The following is a 20922-nucleotide window of genomic DNA, read 5'->3' as shown; positions in this document are numbered from 1 at the left end:
CGAGTGCCTATTCGTGCGGATCGTCTCGGCGAATGCCTGCATCGGGCCATAGGCGGATAGCTTCATCCCGAAGAGCCGAGATCGCCTTTGTGGCCATGTCGGGATTCATTTGCAGGACTTCGGCAGCGTTGCGTAGCTCGTCCTGGTCCTGAAGCTTGTTTGCGACCCAGGCAACCTTGTTCTGGATATCAGGGCCGTAGGCGGTCTGCGCCTTGACGCGAGCCTGCGCCGGGATGCGTCCATAGATGCCAATCAAGATCCCAAGATCGATGGCATCGCGATATGCGGTCGCGCGATCCTGACACCGATCGGCATTGGCCAGCAGCTTCTCGGCAAACATGTCCGCTGCAACGAGGACGGGCACCTTTAGATCATTGTCGACATGACCTTGAAGTTGGATGCGCCCTTCGCGGATCACTTCGAATTTGATCGGTTGGCCCTGCAATCTTACGATTGTCCTCAAACCATACTGATCGATCTGGAAATCTCGGACGGCTTCGACGGGTTCGGGGAAAAATGCCCTGATCCCTCGTTGGACCGCATGGGTCCGCAATTCACGATAACCATCGGCATCGGCACACAGGAAATCAACATCCAGGGATCGTCGGTACTCGCCGAATTTCATGACAATCGCCGTCCCACCCCCAAACCAGCATTTGTTCGCGGTCAGGAGATGGTGGTCCATCAAGCCGAGAGCCTCAGCGATGATCCGGTGTTCGGGCTTCTTGAATTCCTTCATGATTTCCGCTCGCGTATGTTCTTGTGAATATTCCAGTTGCGGAGAAATCAGGAAGGAAACGAAACTTCAGCCAGTGGTCAAAAGAATGCCCTGGCCGAATTTTTCCGCCAGGTTCTGGATAAGCAGCCTTTCAGATGTTGTAAGGCGCTCTTGATCGACAAACCGCCAGTTGCGCTCGTAGATGGCGAAAGCTTCCTCGGGAGGAATTGGGCGCGTTGCATCGCGGCTCCAGACGAGTGCCTGGAGCTCCGGAAACTCAGCGGGAACAATCATTGGCGTGATATCTGTGCGCATAACCCACTCAACTTAGTGGATCGTGCCTAAGAAATCCAACGATGTGAAATGGCTATGCGGGCAACGCCTCGGAGAACTCCACTGCCCTGCCCTGGCCCGGCGTCACGATCTCGCCCTCCCACATGATGCGCTGGCCTCGAATGACAGTGCCGACCGGCCAGCCGGTGACTTCCTTGCCGTCATAAGGCGTCCAGCCGGCCTTCGAGCCGGCTTGTGCATTGGTGATGGTCTCGCGCCGCTTCATGTCGACGATTGTGAAATCGGCATCATAGCCGGCGGCGATACGGCCTTTCCTGGCCATGCCGAAGATGCGCTGCGGGCCGTGGCTTGAAAGATCGACGAAGCGCTGCAAGGTCAGCCGACCGGCATTGACATGGTCGAGCATGATAGGCACCAGCGTCTGCACGCCGGTCATGCCCGAGGGCGATGCCGGATATGGTTTTGCTTTTTCGGCCAATGTGTGCGGGGCATGGTCGGAACCGAGTACGTCGACAATGCCTTGCGCGATGCCGTGCCAGACGCCGTCGCGATGGCGCGGGGCACGGACGGGCGGGTTCATCTGGATCAGCGTGCCGAGCCGTTTGTAGTCGTCCGCCGACAGTGTCAAATGGTGCGGTGTCGCCTCGCAGGTGGCGACATCCTTGTGCTGTTCGAGGAACAATATCTCCTCGGCCGTGGAGATGTGCAGGACGTGGATGCGGGCACGGGCGGCCCGCGCGACGCGCACCAGCCGCTCGGTGCAGCGCAAGGCGGCGATCTCGTCGCGCCAGACCGGATGCGATGAAGGATCGCCCTCGATGCGCTCGCCAAGGCATTCGCGCAGCCGGAACTCGTCTTCCGAATGGAAAGCGGCGCGGCGGCGGGTGTTCCTGAGGATCGAGGCGACGCCTTCATCGTCCTCGACCAGCAGGTCGCCGGTGGACGAGCCCATGAAAACCTTTATCCCGGCCGCGCCCGGCAGGCGCTCGAGCTCGGCGACATCGTTGGCGTTGTCGCGGGTGCCGCCGACCCAGAAGGCGAAGTCGCAGTGCATACGGCCGGTGCCGCGTCGGACCTTGTCGGCAAGCGTTTCTTCGCTGGTGGTCAATGGATTGGTGTTGGGCATTTCGAACACGGCGGTGACGCCACCGAGCACCGCCGCCCGAGATCCAGTCTCCAGATCCTCCTTGTGCTCCAGTCCCGGCTCGCGGAAATGCACCTGGCTGTCGACGACGCCCGGAAGGATATGCAGGCCCCGGCAGTCGATCGTCTCGCCGGCCGAGGCCTGGCGCAGATCGCCGATGGCGGCGATGCGCCCATTCTTCACGCCGACATCGCGTTGCCCCTCGCCGTCATGGTTGACCACCATGCCGCCTGTCAGGATGAGGTCGTAGGTGTTGGCCATGCTGATCGATCTCTTGCAGGGGAAGTGTCAGCGGCTTACGTAATGGCCATCTGTTTTGCAAGATCAGGCTTTTATCCGCCCCATGCCCTTTGCCCTGCTGAAAGACCGCGCGCTGATCTCCGTCTCCGGTCCGGATGCCGAACACTTCCTGCAGAACATCCTGACCACCGACCTCGACGCGCTCGGCGCCGGCGAGGCAAAACCGGGCGCGCTTTTGACACCGCAAGGCAAGATCCTGTTTGACTTCCTGATCTCACGGGCCGGCGAAAACGCGTTCCGCCTCGAATGCCGCGCCGACATCGCTGACGATTTCGTACGCCGGCTGATGCTGTACAAGTTGCGCGCCAAGGTCGAGATTGCCAAATCCGAACAGACGCTTGTCTCCATTGCCTGGGGAAATGAGTCAACTCCCTCACAAAAGGATTCAACCGTGCTGGCCGACCGGCGCTTTCGCGATGAAAGCGTCACCCGCTCCTATGGCAGCGCTCAAGAGACTGACGACGGTGCCGCATGGCAGGCCTTGCGCATCGCGCATGGCATTGCCGAGAGCGGCACCGACTACCAGCTCGGCGACGCCTTCCCGCATGACGTGCTGCTCGACGAGACCGGTGGCGTCGGCTTCAGGAAAGGCTGCTATGTCGGCCAGGAGGTCGTCTCGCGCATGCAGCATCGTGGCACGGCAAGGCGGCGGGTGCTGATCGTCAGGGCCGAACGGGCCTTGCCTGAGGCCGGCGCCGAATTGACCGTCGACGGGCGATCGGTGGGCACTCTCGGCTCGAATGCCGGCACGATCGGCCTCGGCATCGCCCGTATCGACAGGGTCAAGACAGCGCTCGACGCCGGCCAGCCGATCCTGGCCGGAGACGTGCCGGTTACGGTGGCCATTCCACCTTTCGCCAAATTCAGCTTTCCCCAGGAAGCCGCCGGCACGGAGGAGGCCTGATGGCGGCCGACCGCATCGGTGCGCCGCCACGCGCCTGGCAGCGCATGCTGTCCGGCCGCCGGCTCGACTTGCTCGACCCCTCACCCCTCGATATCGAGATTTCGGACATCGCCCACGGGCTCGCCCGCGTCGCGCGCTGGAACGGCCAAACCCGCGGCGAGCACGCCTTCTCGGTCGCCCAGCATTCGCTGCTGGTGGAAGCGCTGTTTTGCGACCTGATGCCCGATGCGCCGGCGGACGCCCGGCTTATGGCATTGCTGCACGATGCGCCCGAATATGTCATCGGCGACATGATCTCGCCGTTCAAATCGGTGATGGGCGGCAGCTACAAGGACTGTGAACTGCGCTTGCAGCGCGCCATCCATCTGCGCTTCTCGCTACCGCCGGAACCAGGCGCCGGCCTGCGCAAGGAGATCAAGCGCGCGGACCAGATCGCCGCCTATTTCGAGGCAACGCTGCTCGCCGGCTTTTCGACCGCGGAGGCGACCGAGTTCTTCGGTCGTCCACGCGGCTTCAGTGCCGAGCGCTTCGATTTCACGCCGCGCTCGGTAACCTGGGCACAGAATGCCTTCCTGAAGCGTTTTTCCGCGATCGAGAAGTCGCGGCGCAAGGTTGCTACGGCGGTAGGATAGAAAACGCTAAATTAACCGGAACAGCCGACAGTGCGGTGTTCGATCACGAGCCGCAGGCACGCCTCATGCCCGTCGTTGACGACAAGGATGGTTCGACCGTCCCTGAACAGGGGGCCGAAGGCGTGGATCGTCGTGATATGGAAGACGAACTGCGCGAACAAAACGAACGCTTTTCGGCCGCCGTCGAGAACATGTCGCATGGTCTTTGCATGTTCGACGCCGACGAGCGTATGATCATCTGCAACGGCAACTATATCAACATCTTCTGCCTCGACGCCAACGTGGCGCAGCCGGGGATCCGTTTCATCGACATCCTGCGGCACAGCGTCGATGTCGGCATCGCCTCGCAAAGCGCCGAAGAACTTTACGCCATCCGCAAGCCCTATATCGATGGAGCGAAACCCTCGACCTATGAGGAGGCGCTCTCTGATGGACGCATCATCAGCATCTCGCACCGGCCATTGGCATCGGGCGGCTGGGTTTCGATCTACGAAGACATCACCGAGCAGCGGCGCGCCGAACAGGATCTCAAGGAACAGCATCGCCGCTTCGACGCGGCGCTCGAGAACATGTCGCAGGGCCTGCTGATGTATGACGCCGGCGGCAGGCTGATCGTACGCAATCAGCGCATCCTGGAGCTTTATGGTGTGACCGAGGTGGATCTGCCGCTCGGCATGACTCACCGCGAACTCCTCGAACGGCTGGTGCGCCTTGGGGTCTATGCGCCCATAGATGTCGAGGACGAAGTTTCGAGGACCGAGGCTCGCGTGCTGGCCGGCCAGACGCGGTCGACCCCCCGCCGGCTCGCCGACGGACGAACGCTGATGGTTGCCCGCCGGCCGATGAGCGGCGGCGGCTGGGTCGCCACTTTCGATGACGTGACCGAGAGCAGGCTTGCCGAGGAGCGCATGACCCATCTTGCGCATCACGACGTGCTGACCGGGTTGCCCAATCGCTCGGTGTTTCGCGACCGGCTCGACCGGGCACTGGAGGATGCGGCCGCGGGACCGCTGGCAATCTTCTCGCTCGACCTCGACCGCTTCAAGGTCGTCAACGATACGCTGGGGCATCCGGCTGGCGACCGGCTGCTGAAAGGCGTGGCCGCAAGACTGCTGCGCTGCGTGGACAACGACGCAGATATCGTCGCCCGTTTTGGCGGCGACGAGTTCGTGATCGTCCAATTCAACGTCGAGAGCCTGGCGAGCGCGGAAAAACTGGCGAAACGCATTGTCGAGGCCATCGCCAAACCATTTCATGACAAGAGCCGGGACATGCATGTTGGCGTCAGCGTTGGCATCGCGCTTTCTCCCGGCGATGGCAGGGACGCCGATACATTGCTGACAAACGCCGACATGGCGCTCTACCGGGCAAAAAGCGAAGGGCGCAACCTGTACCGTTTCTTCGAGCCCGGCATGGATGCCACGGTGCGCGCGCGCCGGGCGCTCGAAGCCGATCTCGATACGGCGCTGCCGAGCCGGGAATTCGATCTCGATTTCCAACCGATCATGGCCATAGCTTCGGGCGAGATTGTCGGCGCCGAGGCCCTGATGCGCTGGCATTCGCCGTCGCGCGGCACTGTGGCGCCGGACGAATTCATTCCGGTCGCCGAGGAAACCGGGCTGATCGTGCCGCTTGGCGAATGGGCGCTGCGAAAGGCCTGTGCGACGGCGGCAGCCTGGCCACCTGGCCTGCGCATTGCGGTCAATGTCTCCGCCGTGCAGCTCAAAAGCGGCGGCTTTGCTCGCAGCGTCATCTCCGCCCTGGCCTTTTCGGGCGTGCCGGCCAGACGACTGGAACTGGAGATCACCGAAACCGTGCTGATGGACGAGAGCAAAGCCGTCCTGAAGACGCTGCGACAGTTGCGTGAACTCGGCATCCGCATCGCGCTCGACGACTTTGGCACCGGCTATTCCTCACTCGGCTATCTCAGGCGCTTTCCCGTCGACAAGATCAAGATCGATCGTTCCTTCATCTCCGATATCGGCAATCTCGACACCGCAGCGATCGTGCGCACCATCATCGGACTGGGCGCCGAACTGGGCATCACCGTCACCGCCGAAGGCGTAGAAACCGAAGCACAGCTCGACATGCTGCGCCGAAACGGCTGCGTGGAGGCGCAAGGCTATCTGATCGGCGTGCCGTCAAAGGCGGCGGAGATTCAGCACCTGTTGAAATCGAGCGCGGTGCGCAGCCAGACCGGCTGACGCCATAGATCAGCGCAGCGTCTCGATGTATTTTTCATGGAAGCCGATATAACCCGGCTCGACAACCTTCAGATGCCGCTCGATCAGCGCATGAAACTCCGGCAACCGGTGGAAGGGCACGCCCGGATAGGCGTGATGCTCGGCATGGAAGGGCATGTTCCAGGCAAGCTTGCGCACAGCCCAGTTGGTCAGCGTCGTCCTGGTATTCTCCAGCATGTTTGCGACGAAGGGGCAGCGGCCATGCTCGGCCAGCAGATAGAGCCGCAGGAACGGCTGGCCGAGCAGCGCGGGAAAGATCCAGACATGGAGCAGCACCGTCGCCTTGAACCACAGCGCGAGCATCAGCACGACGGCGTAGAAGGCAATCATCGCGCGCGCCTCGGCGCGTACCTTCGGACGCCCCTTGGGGGGCACGTAGCTGTCCTGGCAACGTCCCACGGCATTGGCGTAGAGCGTCTTCAAATGCCCCAACCACACTGGAAGTCCGGCAACGTGGACCAGGTACTGCCGCCAGGTTTCCGGCTTCGGGAAAGCCAGCTCCGGATCGCGTTGGGGATCCTGTGTGAAACGGTGATGGGCGAAATGGAAATAGCGGAACCAGTCGGCCGGCAGCGCGATCGCCAGGCTGCAGACACGCGCGACTGCGTCGTTCAGCCATTGCCTTTCGAAAGCCGTGCGATGCACCGTCTCATGCAGCAGCGTGAACAGGAACACGATCAGTATGCCTTGCGGCAGCATCAGCAGCGGCCAGAACGGCACCTTGGCGGCGATCAACGATCCGAGGAGCAGGATCGCGCCGAGGTGGAAAGCGAGCTGAACAAGGCCGGGCCCATCCGACTTGCCGGTTAGCCGGCTGCGCTCCTCATTCGTCAGCGAGGCGATCACGTCACGATGATCCATAGGGGCATCCCGGCTGATTGAATTCATTCGGTCAGCATACCCCAGCAAGAAACCTTTCTAACAACGAGGATTTCTGCAATATAGATAAGCTGAACTTATCTTTTTGGTCACCGCCATGGTTGCAATGCCATCGTTGCGAGGTCTTCAGGCCTTCGAGGCGGCGGCGCGCACCGGCAGCTTCGCCGCGGCGGCGGAAGAGCTTTCGGTCTCGGCCGCCGCAGTCAGCCAGCTCATCCGCATGGTCGAGGAGCAAGTCGGCCGCAAGCTCTTCCACCGCGCCAACCGGCGTGTCGTCCTGAGCGAGGCTGGCGTCGAGATGCTGCCTCGATTGACCATGGCCTTCCAGGAAATCGGCAGCGTCTCGCGCCAGCTTGCAGGCGATGCGTTCCGCCCGCGGCTCGTCGTCTCGGTCCCGCCGTCCATGGCCATGGGCTGGCTTTCCGAGCGCCTTGCCGGCTTCATCGCCATCCACGGTGCCGTCGACATATCTCTCAGGGGCGATGACGACCCGGTGTCGTTCGACCGCGACCTGATCGACCTCAGGCTCTCCTACGGTCCGCACTATCGTGAGCACCCGATCGAGGACATTGTCCAGGACGCGGTCTATCCCGTCTGCGCGCCAAAGCTCGCCAGCGTGCTGGAGGCGGATGGCGGTCCGCTCGCCGGGCTGCCCCTGATCCACACCGACTGGGACCGACCGGCGCATCCTTTCCCTCATGGCGCAGTTGGTTCGAGGCGGCCGGCATAGCGCCTGGGCGCGGCATTCAGCGCGGCCTGTCGGCAAACTCCTCGCGCGCGGCGCTCGACCTCGCCATTTCGGGACTGGGCGTGGCGCTGGCGCAAGGGATCTATTGCGCCGAGGCCGTGGAGGACGGCCGGCTGGTCCGGCCTGTCGCCAAGGCGATTGCGCTGCGCCAGCCCTATTGCCTGACGATTCCGCAGCGGAGCGCAAGAAGGGACGTCGTGGCGGCGTTCCGTGACTGGCTGGTCGATGAATGCCAGCGCGTGGTGAGCTCGCCGGCGCTCCGCTGAGCCGGCAAGCGGCGATGGTCAGAGGTGCCCGCTCAATGCCTCGACCATGTCCTTGTTCGCCGCCACCGGCACGATCTCGAACTCCACCAGATCCGCCCACTCGATCACCCAGCGCTGCAGCAGCGTGACGTCGTCGGTCTCCACCAGCAGGAAACAGCGGCTCATGTCCGCCGCGATCCAGCTATGGTGCACCAGAAGCTCCTCGGGCTTCAGGCGACCGTAATCGCGGAAGCGGCGGTAGATCTCCTTGCGGTCGCAGCCGCGAAAATCCTCGGTCACCAAAAACAGCATCTCTGCCCCAGATCGGATAATTATCGGCCCGGCCGCTCCAAACGTTCCAGGAACCATTGCGTCAGCCGTACCCAGACCTCGTCCTTCTCGCCGGAGTCCTCCCAGCCATGATCGAGGTTGGGATTGTCGTTGACCTCGATGACGAAGACGCCGTCCTTGGTCTCCTTGAGGTCGACGCCGTAGAGGCCGTCGCCGATGCAGCGCGCCGCCTTGACTGCCGTCTCGACGACATGGGGCGGCGTCTCCTTCAGCGTGAAGGTCTTGATGCCGCCCTGGTCGGGCTTGCCGCTGGCCTTGTGGTTGACGATCTGCCAGTGCTTCTTGGCCATTAGGTAATGTACGGCAAACAGCGGTTGGCCGCCGAGCACGCCGACACGCCAGTCATATTCGGTCGGGATGAATTTCTGCGCGATCAGAAGATCGGAATCCTCCAGCCATTCGGTGGCGAGTGTCTTCAATTCCTCGAAATTGGCGCATTTCTTGACGCCGCGCGAGAAGGAGGAATCCGGGATTTTCAGCACCAGCGGAAAACCCAGCGTCTGCGCCGCCAGTTCAAGGTCGGAAGTGCCGGCTATCATCACGGTCGGCGGAACCGGCACCTTGTTGTAGGCCATCAGCTCGTTGAGATAGACCTTGTTGGTGCAGCGGATCATCGACAGCGGGTCGTCGATGACCGGCATGCCTTCCTGCTGGGCGCGGCGCGCGAAACGATAGGTATGGTTGGAGATCGAGGTGGTCTCGCGGATGAACAGCGCGTCGTAATTGGCGAGCTTGGCGAGGTCCCTCTTGGTGATCGGCTCGATTTCGACGCCCATCTTTTCGGCGATCCTGGCCCAGTAGCGCAGCGAGGAGATTTCCGAGGGCGGCAATTCCTCATGCGGATCGACCAGCGTGGCGAAAGTGTAGCGCGCCGGCGTGCGGCCCTTGGTGTCGCGCCATTCGCGATTGGTATAGGTGTCCAGGCATTGCAGGAAGAAGCTCTCCTCCTCCTCGGTCATGCGCGCCAGGGGATGAAAGCCGATCTTGCGGATCGAGGCCCACTCGGCGCTGTCCTTGATGTGGACCTCGAGCGCCGGCGCGCGGAACCAGTCGAACAGGAGCTTGGCGAATCGGTCCCACACCTTGGACGGGCCAATGCCGAAGAAGATGCAGACCTTCGCCGGAAAAGCGCCGCCAAGATCCTTGCGGCACTTGTTGAGCGCCAGCTCCAGTTCGGGCAGCGCATGTTCGTAAAGCTTGCGCTCCGACAGATCGATCATGGTTTCTACGGTCGGGATGACCTTGTGGCCGCGCGAACCCGCCAGCAGCGAGGCATAATAGCCGCGGCTCTGGTAGCCGTAATTGTTCGACAGGTTGATGACCTTGGGACGCTGGCCGCGAAACAGCGCCGGATGCGCGAGATAGTCGCGGTTGGTGATAATCTTGTGCGGTGTCGCCACCTGGTCGAGATCGCTCTGCCGGCCAGTTAAGATAACCCAGGTCATTGTTATCAGCGCTTCCCCAGAGTGATGGCGGCGCGCAGTCCGTCGCGGCCGAACTGCGCCATGTTCATAAAGATGCCGTAAGGCACGGGAATGTTGGCGGCATCAAGGATGGTCTCCTGCCTCTCGTCCTCAACCCAGGGATCGTGGATCAGGATATGGTCACCGTCGTCGCCGATGGCCAACACCCAGTGCGGCACCTTCTTGCCGAACATCAGGAAGCCGCTGATCAGCACCAGCACCAATTTTCCTTTCGCGATCGCGGCGCGAATGTCGTCGATGGTGAATGAACGGTAATTCACCGGGATGCCGTAAAGTTCCGCGCGTCGGCGAAAGTCGACCTGGGCCAGTTCCATCACCCGGCGCTTGTCCGCGCTGCGCACCGACTGGAGGAACAACGCGCCGTAGAACGACACGTAAATCTCGGCCGCAAGGCCGCTCTCATAGCCGGCGACCGCGAGGCCGAACGGCTCGCAGCCACCCGGGCCCGACATCATGAAGACGGTCGTCGCTTCGCGCCAAAGACGAATTTCCCTGACCGGGTCCGGTACGAAGTCGTGATCGAAATTGCCCATGGCCATCATCAGGCAGCAGGGACCGCAAGTGAATTCGCAGGTCTGCTGGTAGAATGGCACGCTCGTGGCGGCCGGAAGTTCGCCGCGCAAGGTCTTCTCGTAGCGCAGTGCCGTGGCGCCGTCCTCGTAGTAACCGGGTTCGCGGCCGATCTTGCGGTAGCCGGCCTGCTCGTAGATGCCGATGGCGCGGGCATTATCCTCCCGCACTTCTAGGCGCAGCATCATGCGATCGTGTTCGAAGGCCGCCTCCTCCGCCGCCACTAGCAACCGGCGGCCGATGCCGAGGGCGCCAAAAAAGGGACTGGTGGCGATCGAATAAAGGCGCGCCACGCCGCTGCCCTTGCGAAACAGCACAATCGCATAACCGGCGACGCGGCCATCTCTTTCGGCGACCAGCGTCTCGGCGGTCTCGCGCTCGATGAACTGTCGGAAGGAGCGACGGGAAATGCGGTCGCTGGAGAAAACAGCTTTCTCGATGGCGGCGAGATCATCGACGTCAGTCGCGCGGGCCGTGCGGATCTCGGCAGGCATGCGGGCTTGGAAAACCTCGATTGGGTTGTGATGAAGGCCCTATTCGAAACGTCCAGACACCAGCCCAAAACGGCAGCGCCCATCCAGCGCTATCGCACCTCGATTAGGGCCGAATTGTGACAGATTGGCGCCAGCCCGGGAGGACAAAGGCTTTGAACCAGGTCACCGTTTTCGAGTAGGCGGCGGCGCCAAAAAACGATGCTGTTCAACTCGCCAGGCCGGCCAGAAGCTGGCTGTAGGCGCTCTTGGCCACGATGGCCAATTGCTCGCGCGGCACTGAGCCGACGACAGCGCAGCCATAGCCCTTGTCCAGCCAGTAGACGGCCTGCGCGCCGGCTTGCGCCGAAGCGTAGGTCCCCCTGGCGTTCTCCACCGATTCGGCCGTTACAAAGAGCGATATGCGCTCGCCCTTGTCGTCTTCATAGAGCAGCATTGCCGCCTTGCTCTCGCCAGCCGGCAGCAACCTGCCGCCGACCAGTTGGAACCCGCTGCCGGTCAAGTCCGGCGCAACCAGCTTCAATCCGACCCGGTTGGACAGCCAGGTCAGCAGATGATCCTTGTCGCTTGCCGGCACTTCCACCGCATGCCGCTTCTCGGCGGCATAGATGACATGCGCGGCGATCGCCTGCTCGGCCAACTGATCCTCGGCCTGATCTTCCCGGCCAATACCGTCGCTGCCGGCAAAGTAGCCGCCAAGCCCGCCCGCGGCCAGTAGACCGGCAGCGGCGGCGGCAAGCCACCAGCGCGAGCGTGGCATTGGCGTCCTGGCTGGCGTCTCGCCAAGCACCACCTTGCGCAACCGCACCGGCACCGGCTCGTCGATCACGCCAGCGAAGGCATCTCGCAATGCCGTCCTGTCGGCGATGAAACGGGCGCTTTTCGCCTTCATCTCGGGAGTGGCGTCGAGCCATGCGTCATAGGCGGCGCGCTCATCGGCCGGCAACTCGCCGTCGAGTGCCATGTGGATGTCGCGTTCGGAGAAATCGCGGCGGATCATTTCTAGACGATCCTTATCGAACGGCGGCGTGCCGTGTCGTCCAGCAGTCCGCGCAACTCCTCGCGCCCGCGCGCGATGCGCGACATCAGCGTTCCCGCCGGCACTCCCAGGATGTTGGCGGCCTCGGCATAGGAAAAGCCTTCGATCGCGACCATGACGAGTGCGGCACGGCGGTCGGGGCTGATCGCCTGCAATGCGTCGACGATCTCGCGCGAGGCGATGCTTTCCACCTGCTCGGCCGGCTGTGCAACCGCCTCGCCCGCTTCCAGCGACAGCATCGCGGCTTCGCCGCGCCGGTTCACTTTGCGCATCTGGTCAATGAACAAATGATGCATGATCGTAAACAGCCACCTCCTGGGGCTTTCTCCCGTCTGCCAGTTGTCGAGCCGCATGAGGGCCCGTTCGAGACAGTCCTGGACGAGATCGTCGGCGGCGTCGCGGTCGCGCAACAACGAGCGTGCGTAGCGGCGCAGGCGCGGTATTTCGCCGAGGATTGCTGCCTTCTTTTCGTCCATGACCGCTGGTTTCGGAATTGCCCTATTCATCAGATTGAACGCGCCTTCGCGGCGCGACGCAAGCAGCCAGTGCGAAGCGGTCCACCGCCCCGGTCACCCAAGCAATGATGTAACGATGGAAGCGGCGGGTTTATTCCCGCAATCAACAGGAGGCCAACTACGCCAAATCGGTCTTGAGAAAGTCATTGCCTTTAAAGAGCAACGGAACATCAAGAGCCTTGGCGCAGGCGTAGGAAAAGCAATCACCAAAATTAAGGTCGGCCGGATGACCGACCGCTTTGCCGTACCGGATGCTGGCATCAATGGCGCGCCCCCCGATATCCTCGTTGATGGCTACATTGCGAGCGTCGATCTCAACAATGAACGCATCGACCAGATCGCGCGCCGCAGACAGCATTTCGGGAGTCGGCTTTTTGGCACCGGCATTCACTCGCCCGAGGGCAAGCGTAGCTTCGAGCCGAACAAGCGCTGAAATGTACAGCTGACCGTCGACGTCGGCGATCCGCTTCAGCAATTCCTCCCAACCCGATTCCTTGGCGAGAATTGCAACGACAACCGATGCGTCGACAAACATCAGTCTTCCCACATCTCGTCCATGAATGCCTTGATGTCGAAGGTGGTGTCGGACGGCCCCAACGCCGCTGCTTGCGCTTGAAGAACGGCAATCCTCTCCCGCAGCGGTTTGCGGGCGCGGCTTCGTTCAAGTTCGTGCAAAAGCGCGGTTCGCACGGCTTCCGTTTTGCTCGGCGCATTCGTCTCGCGCTGCAATTTCGTCGCCAGAGCATCTACCTCATCGTCGCGGATATAGAGCGGCATTTGAATATCTCCCGTGGAATATTCATATATTCCATTTTGAATATTCAAACAATGCTAACCCTCAAGTCTCTTTCGCCGCCCTGGTCAAAAGCCGCTGGTAAAACAGGCCGATGCCGATCAGCACGGCGCCAAGGCCGATGAAGGACAGTGCGCGAAGCACACCCTCCAGCTCCGACATGTCGAAGAGGAACACCTTCAGTACGGCGACCGCGATCAATGCGGCCGAGGCGATGCGCAGCACCTGTGATTTCAGCCAGACGCCGGCGGTCAGCAGCGCCACGCCGATGATCAGCCAGAGTGCCGAATAGGTGTAGGTTTCCAACTGGCCAAGGCCGCTCCACAAGCCGATGAACTCGCCCTTGAACAGGCGCCGCACCGACAACGTGGCATAGGCGAAGGCAAGCAGTGCCGCCACCAGCGCCAGCATGGCGGCATACCATTTCGGCCGCTTGTTGCGGGCATAGAGCGCAAGCCCTCCGGCCGCGACCGCCGGCAGCAGATAAGCGAGGAACAACAGGTTGAAGACCGGGATCTGCCCGGTCGACTCGTCGGTGAAAAGCGGGTTCAGCACCAGGAAATGCTGCACGACGATGAAGGCGACCGAGATCACGCCCGCCGCCATGGACCCGTAGCGCAGCACGGAACTTGGCGAGCGCCTGTCGATGGCCACGAGTATGGCGCCGGCGCCGATCGCGATCAGCGTGTAGATGGCCTGTTCGGCAAGTGTGGGCGCATCGCTGTTGAGGACACCGCCATGCATGGCGTGGCGCACCAGCATGGCAAGCGTCAGCAGTGCAAACAGCGCCGCCGAAGCTTCCATGGCCAGGCGCGGCCGGCCGTCGGTGGTGCGGGCCAGTTGCCAGGCGGCGAAAGCGGAGGCGAGCGCCGGCACGCCATAGCCCGGCAGCAGCCAGTTGAAGACCGGGGTCGTCGACAGGAACTCGGGGCCAACGACGGTCGGATCGAAGATGACACGACCAAGCACCGCCGCGACCGCGCCGACGGAAATCCAGCCGAGCACCGGATAGGAACGCCAGCGCGTGGCCAGCGCCGGCACGATTGCGGCCGCACCAAGCAGGATGGTTGTCCAGCCGGAACTGAAGGCCATATGCAGCATCAGCAGGCCTGCGAGCGCGGCTCCGCCGAGCGCGAAGGATACGGCGGCCCTGCCCTGCAACGGCGGTTGCTCGCCGCGCGCGATCCACTCGCCCACGGCAGCGAAAACCACGACCAGCAGCGCCGCCACGGCGGCGTAGGCAAGATCGCGGTCGAGATTGCCGAACGTGAACCAGAGTGCCTGCAGGACGACCAACGGCACGATGACGCCCCACGCCGCCCATGACGCAGCGCGGAAGTGGGTCGCGGCGGCAAATTTGCGGGCGGCCCAGAAACCGGCGCCGATGAAGACAAGGCCAAGCGCAACACCGATGCGCAAGGTCAGTGCGTTCGATGTCGCCAGGGGCACGGCATCGATGCCCAAGACGTCGCCTGAAAAATCAGAAGCGATCGAAGTCGGCGGGATGATGCCGAGATAGATCAGCACCGTCACCAGTCCCGCCGCATAGAGCAGTGGCAGCGCCGGGGGGCGGTAGAGCGCGACGGCCACCATCGCGGCGAGCACGACGGCTCCCGGCAAGGCATCGCCGGCAGCGACGAAGGCCGGATCGACCGAAAGGCCCAGCGCCGAGAGGGCAACAAACAGGCCCGGCGCGACGGACGGCCAGTCGAAAGCCGTGGCTGATCCGCCTTCGTCGCTGCGGCGGCCGAGCCAGACGAAGGCGAGCACGGCCAGCGTGACGGTGTTCACGAACAGGATCACGGATAAATTCGCGCCCGGCGCATCGGTCATGTAGAGGATCGTCCAGATGCCGGTACCGACAAAGGCCGCCGTCATCAGCAACTTCCAATCGCGCATGCGGGCAATGACGCCGCTGGCGGCAAGCACGATCGCCAGATAGCCGAACAGGGCCCAGGGATTGGGCGCCTGAGAGGCAATCAGCATCGGCGTCACCATGGCGCCGACTAGGCCGATACCAGCCAGCGCCTGGCCGCGGACAAGGGCGGCGGCAATCGTCGCTATGCCGATGGCGCCGAGCAGCGTGAGGGCGAGCGCCGGCCCGATAAATCCGTAGATGCCATGTGCGGCATAGACGGCGCCGAACAGGATGAAGGCGCCCGCCGCAGTCAGGATCGCCGGGATGTAGGCGCCTGCCGCGCCTTGCACGGGCACCCTGAAGCCGGTGCGGCGAATGAATTCGCCGGCTGCAATCAGCACAAGGCCGAGCAGCCCGGCCATGGTCAGCCGCACACCGGGGCCGAAAATTCCGGCTTCGATCGTGTAGCGGATGAGAAACAGGCCGCCCAGCGCCAGTGCCAAACCGCCGACCCAGACCGCCCAGCGGGTGCCGAGCGCCGTTTCGATATCGGGTTTGCCGGGCGCTTTCACCACTGCGACAGGCTCGGCTACCTTGGGCGCCGCCTCGCCTAGTGTCCATGGTCCCGGCTTGACCTCGTCCGTCACGGCGTCGGTTTCCAGAGCCGGCAGCGCCTGCCCGGTGGCTGCCTCGCTGGCCGTTGGCGAAACGACCACGGCCGCAGCAACAACGGCTTCGGCCGGCTGGCCCTCGGTCGCCGCCGGTTCGGACTGCTTGGCGAGAGGCGGCACGGCGCCGGAAAGGACGAGGCTCCGCAGTGCGCCTAGCTCACGCTCGATCAGTCCGATGCGGCTCTGCTGGCGCGAAATGATGACGAACAGCGCGATGATGGCGACAAGGCCGATCAGGCTTTCAAACATGGCGGCTCCCCCAAACCAGACCAGTTGCTACTGACAATCAAATGTGGCCTGCAAACGACCAGCCAACGGCCGTCGGATCGGCGGCTGGAAAGATCGAGCATGTTTCGGCGTCGAAAGCCAGCGGCTTGCGCCCATTGGCCCTCGGCATCGCTTGCGAATGGCCGGTTTCCGGAACATTGCCTGCCAAACCCGCAGCCGATGGCCTATGATACCTTGGCCGCAAAGGGTTCTCCAAGCGATGTCATGGGAATACGTATGCCGCAACGAAGCGCAGGACTGCTGATCTACCGGCGAAACGCCGGGGCCCTCCAGTTCCTGCTCGTCCATCCGGGTGGACCGTTCTGGGCAAGAAAAGACGAGGGGGCATGGTCTATCCCCAAAGGGCTCGTCGACGAAGGTGAGGACGAGTTGAAAGCCGCCCGACGTGAGGCGGAAGAAGAACTCGGCGTCGCCATCAACGGCGACTTCCAGCCTGTCGGCAGTTATCGGCAGCCTGGCGGCAAGATCGTGAGTGCGTGGAGCGTCGAGGCCGACGTCGACACCGATGCCATCAAAAGCAACATGTTCACCATGGAGTGGCCGCCAAGGTCGGGATCCATGAAGGCATTTCCCGAAGTGGACCGGGCCGGTTGGTTTTCAGAGTTGGAGGCCGGTCTCAAGATACTCAAAGGCCAGCGCGCGATCCTGGACGATTTCGTGGAACGGCAAAATGCCGGATAACATCCGCTGTTATCACCGCTCGCCCAGTGCGCCTTAGGACGATTCCTATCGTGCCGCCAGATTGGAGGCCGGGAAGATCGAGCATGTCTCGGTGCCGAAAGCCAGCAGCTTGCCGCCGGCGTCCTTCAGCGTCGCTTCCGAAACGGCCAGCGTGCGGCCCTTGTGAATGACCTTGCCCTCACAGACAACCTCTCCGGTCCTGGGCGTGATCGGCCGCGTCAGGTTCACCTTGAATTCCGCCGTCGTATAGGCCTCGCCTTTTGCGAGCAGCGTCTGCACGGCGCAGGCAAGCGCCGAATCGAGCAGTGTCGCCGCCCAGCCGCCATGCACGCCCCCCAACGGGTTCAGGTGGCGCTCGTTCGGCACACCCCGAAACACGGCACGGCCTTCCGAGACTTCGGTCAGCGCGAAGCTGAGCTGGAAGGAAATCGGCGGCGCCGGATATTTGCCATCGATGATGCGCTGCAAAAGTTCCAGGCCGGTGTAGGCAAGCATGTCGGCATGCGGAATGGTGCCGAGGCCGAGCGGCGAGACCCGGCCTGGATAAAGTTCCACTTCGCTCATGTGATGATTTCTCTCGCGGCGGTTTCTCCCGACAGGCCTTTTGTCGTGTGGTGCTTGCGCAGCGCGGCGAGGAAGCCGGAGCGCGCGTCCGGCTGCTCGATGCCGCGCGGCTCGTAGACGTGACGGGTGAAGAAGAAGCCGGTGAGCCGGAAGGCATCCTGGATCGCCGCCGGATCGGCGCGCAGGCCGGAGCCACGCAGGAAGGCCGGCAGCGCCAGCATCTTGTCGCGCCAGGGCGCGCCGGCTTCCCGCGACACCGCTCGGCCCGATTTCGGCGAGACATAGGCAAGATCCTGCCGCGTGCCGGTCGCGGCGCACTGGCTGAGATCGAGACCGAAACCCAGTTCGTCGAGGATCAGGAGCTCGAAACGGGCCACCAGTTCGCCGGCCGCATCGACGTCATCGAGATGCACGATCATCACCGACAGTGCCTCGTAGAGGCCGCCATGGGCGTCGCGCTCGGGCAACAGGCGCAGATGCGCGGCCATGGTCTGCAGGCCATACACGGCGACCGCACTCTCCATCAACCTGGCCGCATTCATCTCGATCGCTTCGGCCTGGAACGTGCCGAGGTGCTCATCAAGGCGCGCCCGCCAAAGCAGGTCGACACGGTTGCCGGGCTGGAGAACAGGCTGCTGCTTGCGCGAGCGCCCGCCACGCACGAGGCCGAGATGGCGGCCATGCGCACGCGTCATCACCTCGAGGATGGCGCTGGTTTCGCCATGCTTGCGGGTGCCGAGAATGATTCCCTCGTCGCGCCATTCCATGCCTGGAGCATTTCACCGATCGGGTGGCGAAATCAAGGTACGGGCTTGGTGCCTGGGCTGGCTCTCGCAAGGGTGCATAAAAAGCCGCCCGCAGCATAGCTGCGGGCGGTCTGGTGGGGTCAGTCGATCCGTTAGAACGAGCGCTGGAAGCGGAGGATGCCGCCGACGCTGCTCTTCTTGTCGGCCTTGGTCCAGTTGTTGAAGTCGGCGTCGTCGAATTTTCCTGCATTGAGGTAATCGACTTCAGCCGTGATCGTGTAACCGGGCACAATCGTGTATGCGACGTTGGCAGCGACGCCGAGGTTCTTCCAGTCGTCATAGGAGATCTGGGCGTTGAACGAGGTCTTGTCGTTGAACTTGTAGGTGCCGCCACCCCAGATCGCCCAGTTTCCACCCCACGGCTTGTATTGGGTGCGGCCCGTGCCGAAGTCGTTGATGTTGTCGTTGGTGCCGTAGCCGCCCATGACGAACAGCGTCAGTTCCTTGCCGACATTGACGTCCAAGCGAACCTTGCCGGCCACTTCCTCGTAATTGCTGTCATAGGCGACGACGCCGGTGACCGCACCCCAGTCGCCCTTGTACTTCAAGCCGCCGACGAGATGCGGAACATAGCTGTCGATCGTGTTGACGCCGGTACCTTCTTCGAGCGAGACCACGGCCGAGAAGCCGCTGCCAGCGTCGAAATAGTACTGCACGACGTTGGTATCCTTGATACCGTACGGGATGATCGTGTCCTGGATGACGTTGCCGGCATAGCCGATAAACGAATCGTATGCCGTTTCATCCTTACCGACGCGCAGGCCGCCGAGCTGAATCCAGGCGAAGTTGAGGGTCGTCGCCTTGTTGCCGGCCTGCCAGCCAGTGCCGCCAGTCTCATAGTCGCCGCTGCTGTTGCCAAATTGAAAGCGAGTCTCGGTGTAGGTCTTCAACGTACCGAGCTCGGTTTCCTGGCCGGTCCAGGTCTTCAGCGCGAAGCGCATGTTCTTGTAGTAGGTGTCGTGGCTATCGCCGTCCATGTGATCGGCAACGTTGTTGACGCCATCCAGCGTGCCGCTGTCCCCGACGCCTATGTCATAGCGGAGATAGCCGCCGATGCGCAGGCAGGTCTCGGTGCCGGGGATATAGAAGTAGCCGGCGCCGTAGACGTCGCAGATCCTGACGTATTCAGCGGGTTCCGGCTCGGCGACGACGACAGCGTCGGCGGCGCGAGCGCCGGAGACCGCGATCAGTGCCGCGGCTGAGCCGAGAAGAAGGCTCTTGATGTTCATTTTCTGACCTCTCCAGTCAAAGTTAAAAATGGCTTCGGATTTTGGTTGGCGGATATATTTTCCCGCCTCACCACAACGAAAAAGGCCCGCACCGCGTCCCCTTTTCGCGGCGAACATACCCATCAATCTTCCGCCTTCAATGACAATTCCACAAACATTCGGGATTTATGACATAGATTAAATCCGTGTTGCAGAAATATCACTGGAGAATTCACTTCAGACTGCGGCATCGCACAAGTGGAACATTGTCATATTTCCGTAATAATTCCCTGTATGTTCCAATTTTATGATGATATTCTCCGAACACCAATTGTTTGAGAAACTTCGCGTAAATAAAGCCACTTCCATGGTCGTTTCTACCTAGCCATTCCCCAGCCACGTGAAACCGAAGCCGATCCCCTCGAAGGAGTCTTTTCAGCGGGTCACGGGCACGCCGGGACGGACCACAGGCCATGATGGGAAGATCAATCCGACGTCGGCGGACTCGTCTGCAAGAATCCGCGCTGGCCAACTGAGAAGTCGACCCAACGGAACCTCGGCGTCCCTGGTCGATAGCCACCAGCCAACGGTTTGGGTCATTATTACCGGCGCTTGTGGTCGGCCAGCACCGCGTCGATCACGCGCCAGGATTGTTCGATCTCGGCCGAGTTGACGTCTATCTCGCCGGCGGCGGTGATCAGCGCCTTCCACAGTGCCCAGCCGCGGCCGCGCGCCCAGGTCGCGTCGTCGACGCCGAGGCCAGCGCGGAAGGCCCCCCTGCTCTTTCCCTCGAACAATGTCCAGGCAATCGCCAGATCGCATGAGGGCTCGCCGACGCCGGAGGTGCCGAAGTCAATCACCGCGCTTAGCCTGCCGTGTTCAACCAGAAGATTGCCCCAGCTGACATCGCCGTGGAACCAGACGGGCGGGCCTTGCCAAGGGGCGGCAAGAGCCGTTTCCCAGACAGCGCTTGCCGCGCCGGCGTCGATACGGGTGTCGAGCGCCGCGATCGCTTGTCTCGTCTCCCCGTCATAGACGTTCAGCGGCCCGCCGCGAAAGAAATTGTGTTGGCCCGGCCCCGGTCCGCCAGCCGGGTCGATCCGCTTCAGCGCAACCAGAAAGCCGGCCAGGTCCGCCGCGAATTCCGACAGGTTGGCGATACGCTCGCGCTTTGCAGTCTCACCTTCGATCCACCTGTAGACGGACCAATGCCACGGATAGCCTTCGGCCGGGGCTCCCATCGCCAGCGGTATAGGGATGGGCAGCGGCAACAGCGGCGCCAGCCTCGGCAGCCAGCGATGTTCCTTCTCCACTTGCAGGGAATAGGCGGCGGCACTGGGCAACCGAACGGTCATCTCGTCGCCGAGACGAAAGCTTCTGTTGTCCCATCCGCCAGGTTCAATCGGCCGAACCGCAAGATCCCTCCAGCGAGGAAACTGCGCCGCGATCAACCGGCTGACCAAAGCTGCGTCGATATTCGACTTGCTATCCATCCA

The 20922-nt window shown here is 62.5% G+C and carries 20 protein-coding genes and 1 pseudogene; 5 read left to right on the top strand and 16 right to left on the bottom strand.

What is annotated here, in order from left to right:
• Window positions 1-7: 7 nt before the first annotated feature.
• The 3 genes from FJ942_RS03210 to FJ942_RS03200 all read right to left on the bottom strand — a co-directional run bounded on the left by FJ942_RS03210 (window position 8) and on the right by FJ942_RS03200 (window position 2417).
• Window positions 8-739, bottom strand: coding sequence for a nucleotidyl transferase AbiEii/AbiGii toxin family protein (locus FJ942_RS03210; RefSeq protein WP_140633375.1), 732 nt, complete (start codon window positions 737-739; stop codon window positions 8-10).
• A 66-nt stretch (window positions 740-805) separates the two neighbouring features.
• Window positions 806-1033, bottom strand: a complete 228-nt coding sequence (locus FJ942_RS03205) for a hypothetical protein (protein WP_140897203.1) — start codon at window positions 1031-1033, stop codon at window positions 806-808.
• A 52-nt stretch (window positions 1034-1085) separates the two neighbouring features.
• Window positions 1086-2417 carry a dihydroorotase gene (locus FJ942_RS03200; RefSeq protein ID WP_140897202.1) on the bottom strand — a complete coding sequence of 444 codons (1332 nt, stop codon included), beginning with the start codon at window positions 2415-2417 and terminating at the stop codon, window positions 1086-1088.
• A gap of 82 nt (window positions 2418-2499) precedes the next feature.
• Here FJ942_RS03200 and FJ942_RS03195 point away from each other — a divergent pair, with 82 nt between their 5' ends.
• The 3 genes from FJ942_RS03195 (at window position 2500) to FJ942_RS03185 (ending at window position 6196) form a co-directional block, all read left to right on the top strand.
• A complete protein-coding gene (locus tag FJ942_RS03195; RefSeq protein ID WP_140565023.1) occupies window positions 2500-3360 on the top strand; it encodes a folate-binding protein YgfZ in 861 nt (286 codons plus the stop codon).
• Entirely contained in the window at window positions 3360-3992 is a 633-nt protein-coding gene (locus FJ942_RS03190; protein WP_140517817.1) for an HD family hydrolase, read from the top strand. Before FJ942_RS03195 ends, FJ942_RS03190 begins: the two co-directional genes overlap by 1 nt.
• A 65-nt stretch (window positions 3993-4057) precedes the next feature.
• Window positions 4058-6196: an EAL domain-containing protein gene (locus FJ942_RS03185; RefSeq protein WP_140897201.1), complete on the top strand. Its 2139-nt coding sequence runs from the start codon at window positions 4058-4060 to the stop codon at window positions 6194-6196.
• Window positions 6197-6205: 9 nt separating this feature from the next.
• Here the strand turns inward: FJ942_RS03185 and FJ942_RS03180 are convergent, their stop codons facing one another.
• Window positions 6206-7096, bottom strand: coding sequence for a fatty acid desaturase family protein (locus FJ942_RS03180; RefSeq protein ID WP_140897200.1), 891 nt, complete (start codon window positions 7094-7096; stop codon window positions 6206-6208).
• Window positions 7097-7211: 115 nt separating this feature from the next.
• Here FJ942_RS03180 and FJ942_RS03175 point away from each other — a divergent pair.
• Window positions 7212-8128 (top strand): annotated as a pseudogene (locus FJ942_RS03175) (LysR substrate-binding domain-containing protein).
• An 18-nt stretch (window positions 8129-8146) separates the two neighbouring features.
• On the opposite strand, the gene FJ942_RS03170 reads toward FJ942_RS03175, so the two are convergent.
• The 8 genes from FJ942_RS03170 to FJ942_RS03135 all read right to left on the bottom strand — a co-directional run bounded on the left by FJ942_RS03170 (window position 8147) and on the right by FJ942_RS03135 (window position 16128).
• Window positions 8147-8419 (bottom strand): DUF3303 family protein, encoded by a 273-nt coding sequence (locus FJ942_RS03170; protein ID WP_140517813.1) that lies wholly within the window; start codon window positions 8417-8419, stop codon window positions 8147-8149.
• A 20-nt stretch (window positions 8420-8439) separates the two neighbouring features.
• Window positions 8440-9903, bottom strand: a complete 1464-nt coding sequence (locus FJ942_RS03165; RefSeq protein ID WP_140494569.1) for a RimK family protein — start codon at window positions 9901-9903, stop codon at window positions 8440-8442.
• 5 nt (window positions 9904-9908) lie between these two features.
• Window positions 9909-11006, bottom strand: a complete 1098-nt coding sequence (locus tag FJ942_RS03160; RefSeq protein ID WP_140555797.1) for a GNAT family N-acetyltransferase/peptidase C39 family protein — start codon at window positions 11004-11006, stop codon at window positions 9909-9911.
• Window positions 11007-11211: 205 nt separating this feature from the next.
• Window positions 11212-12003, bottom strand: a complete 792-nt coding sequence (locus FJ942_RS03155) for an anti-sigma factor (protein ID WP_140897199.1) — start codon at window positions 12001-12003, stop codon at window positions 11212-11214.
• 2 nt (window positions 12004-12005) lie between these two features.
• Complete coding sequence (locus FJ942_RS03150) at window positions 12006-12518, bottom strand: RNA polymerase sigma factor (protein ID WP_140494575.1); 513 nt, start codon at window positions 12516-12518, stop codon at window positions 12006-12008.
• Between the two features lie 157 nt (window positions 12519-12675).
• The gene (locus FJ942_RS03145; protein ID WP_140494577.1) at window positions 12676-13092 is read right to left on the bottom strand and encodes a type II toxin-antitoxin system VapC family toxin; all 417 of its coding nucleotides are present in this window, start codon (window positions 13090-13092) and stop codon (window positions 12676-12678) included.
• Window positions 13092-13334 carry a type II toxin-antitoxin system VapB family antitoxin gene (locus FJ942_RS03140; RefSeq protein ID WP_140494579.1) on the bottom strand — a complete coding sequence of 81 codons (243 nt, stop codon included), beginning with the start codon at window positions 13332-13334 and terminating at the stop codon, window positions 13092-13094. Before FJ942_RS03140 ends, FJ942_RS03145 begins: the two co-directional genes overlap by 1 nt.
• Before the next feature lie 61 nt (window positions 13335-13395).
• Window positions 13396-16128 (bottom strand): DUF2339 domain-containing protein, encoded by a 2733-nt coding sequence (locus tag FJ942_RS03135; protein WP_140897198.1) that lies wholly within the window; start codon window positions 16126-16128, stop codon window positions 13396-13398.
• A gap of 255 nt (window positions 16129-16383) precedes the next feature.
• Here FJ942_RS03135 and FJ942_RS03130 point away from each other — a divergent pair, with 255 nt between their 5' ends.
• The gene (locus tag FJ942_RS03130; RefSeq protein ID WP_140495041.1) at window positions 16384-16848 is read left to right on the top strand and encodes an NUDIX domain-containing protein; all 465 of its coding nucleotides are present in this window, start codon (window positions 16384-16386) and stop codon (window positions 16846-16848) included.
• Window positions 16849-16893: 45 nt separating this feature from the next.
• Here FJ942_RS03130 and FJ942_RS03125 read toward each other — a convergent pair whose 3' ends face one another.
• The 4 genes from FJ942_RS03125 to FJ942_RS03110 form a co-directional block, all read right to left on the bottom strand.
• Window positions 16894-17412 (bottom strand): PaaI family thioesterase, encoded by a 519-nt coding sequence (locus FJ942_RS03125; protein ID WP_140555803.1) that lies wholly within the window; start codon window positions 17410-17412, stop codon window positions 16894-16896.
• Window positions 17409-18179 (bottom strand): DNA repair protein RecO, encoded by a 771-nt coding sequence (recO, locus tag FJ942_RS03120; protein WP_140494585.1) that lies wholly within the window; start codon window positions 18177-18179, stop codon window positions 17409-17411. Before recO ends, FJ942_RS03125 begins: the two co-directional genes overlap by 4 nt.
• Window positions 18180-18310: 131 nt before the next feature.
• The gene (locus tag FJ942_RS03115) at window positions 18311-19447 is read right to left on the bottom strand and encodes a porin (protein WP_140897197.1); all 1137 of its coding nucleotides are present in this window, start codon (window positions 19445-19447) and stop codon (window positions 18311-18313) included.
• A gap of 581 nt (window positions 19448-20028) precedes the next feature.
• The gene (locus FJ942_RS03110; RefSeq protein ID WP_140897196.1) at window positions 20029-20919 is read right to left on the bottom strand and encodes an aminoglycoside phosphotransferase family protein; all 891 of its coding nucleotides are present in this window, start codon (window positions 20917-20919) and stop codon (window positions 20029-20031) included.
• Between the last annotated feature and the right edge of the window lie 3 nt (window positions 20920-20922).

Source organism: Mesorhizobium sp. B2-4-2 (assembly GCF_006442845.1).
In the GTDB taxonomy this organism is placed as follows: Bacteria; Pseudomonadota; Alphaproteobacteria; order Rhizobiales; family Rhizobiaceae; genus Mesorhizobium.
Note: the sequence above shows the minus strand (reverse complement) of the source record. Positions and strands in the feature narration are given on the sequence as shown.

What these genes read in the sequence shown, in the direction of transcription:
- FJ942_RS03140 (WP_140494579.1), bottom strand. Translation starts at nt 13,334, where the DNA reads ATGCCGCTCTATATCCGCGACGATGAGGTAGATGCTCTGGCGACGAAA.
- FJ942_RS03125 (WP_140555803.1), bottom strand. Translation starts at nt 17,412, where the DNA reads ATGAGCGAAGTGGAACTTTATCCAGGCCGGGTCTCGCCGCTCGGCCTC.
- FJ942_RS03160 (WP_140555797.1), bottom strand. Translation starts at nt 11,006, where the DNA reads ATGCCTGCCGAGATCCGCACGGCCCGCGCGACTGACGTCGATGATCTC.
- FJ942_RS03150 (WP_140494575.1), bottom strand. Translation starts at nt 12,518, where the DNA reads ATGGACGAAAAGAAGGCAGCAATCCTCGGCGAAATACCGCGCCTGCGC.
- FJ942_RS03195 (WP_140565023.1), top strand. Translation starts at nt 2,500, where the DNA reads ATGCCCTTTGCCCTGCTGAAAGACCGCGCGCTGATCTCCGTCTCCGGT.
- FJ942_RS03170 (WP_140517813.1), bottom strand. Translation starts at nt 8,419, where the DNA reads ATGCTGTTTTTGGTGACCGAGGATTTTCGCGGCTGCGACCGCAAGGAG.
- FJ942_RS03205 (WP_140897203.1), bottom strand. Translation starts at nt 1,033, where the DNA reads ATGCGCACAGATATCACGCCAATGATTGTTCCCGCTGAGTTTCCGGAG.
- recO (WP_140494585.1), bottom strand. Translation starts at nt 18,179, where the DNA reads ATGGAATGGCGCGACGAGGGAATCATTCTCGGCACCCGCAAGCATGGC.
- FJ942_RS03190 (WP_140517817.1), top strand. Translation starts at nt 3,360, where the DNA reads ATGGCGGCCGACCGCATCGGTGCGCCGCCACGCGCCTGGCAGCGCATG.
- FJ942_RS03135 (WP_140897198.1), bottom strand. Translation starts at nt 16,128, where the DNA reads ATGTTTGAAAGCCTGATCGGCCTTGTCGCCATCATCGCGCTGTTCGTC.
- FJ942_RS03130 (WP_140495041.1), top strand. Translation starts at nt 16,384, where the DNA reads ATGCCGCAACGAAGCGCAGGACTGCTGATCTACCGGCGAAACGCCGGG.
- FJ942_RS03185 (WP_140897201.1), top strand. Translation starts at nt 4,058, where the DNA reads ATGCCCGTCGTTGACGACAAGGATGGTTCGACCGTCCCTGAACAGGGG.
- FJ942_RS03210 (WP_140633375.1), bottom strand. Translation starts at nt 739, where the DNA reads ATGAAGGAATTCAAGAAGCCCGAACACCGGATCATCGCTGAGGCTCTC.
- FJ942_RS03155 (WP_140897199.1), bottom strand. Translation starts at nt 12,003, where the DNA reads ATGATCCGCCGCGATTTCTCCGAACGCGACATCCACATGGCACTCGAC.
- FJ942_RS03145 (WP_140494577.1), bottom strand. Translation starts at nt 13,092, where the DNA reads ATGTTTGTCGACGCATCGGTTGTCGTTGCAATTCTCGCCAAGGAATCG.
- FJ942_RS03165 (WP_140494569.1), bottom strand. Translation starts at nt 9,903, where the DNA reads ATGACCTGGGTTATCTTAACTGGCCGGCAGAGCGATCTCGACCAGGTG.
- FJ942_RS03180 (WP_140897200.1), bottom strand. Translation starts at nt 7,096, where the DNA reads ATGGATCATCGTGACGTGATCGCCTCGCTGACGAATGAGGAGCGCAGC.
- FJ942_RS03115 (WP_140897197.1), bottom strand. Translation starts at nt 19,447, where the DNA reads ATGAACATCAAGAGCCTTCTTCTCGGCTCAGCCGCGGCACTGATCGCG.
- FJ942_RS03110 (WP_140897196.1), bottom strand. Translation starts at nt 20,919, where the DNA reads ATGGATAGCAAGTCGAATATCGACGCAGCTTTGGTCAGCCGGTTGATC.
- FJ942_RS03200 (WP_140897202.1), bottom strand. Translation starts at nt 2,417, where the DNA reads ATGGCCAACACCTACGACCTCATCCTGACAGGCGGCATGGTGGTCAAC.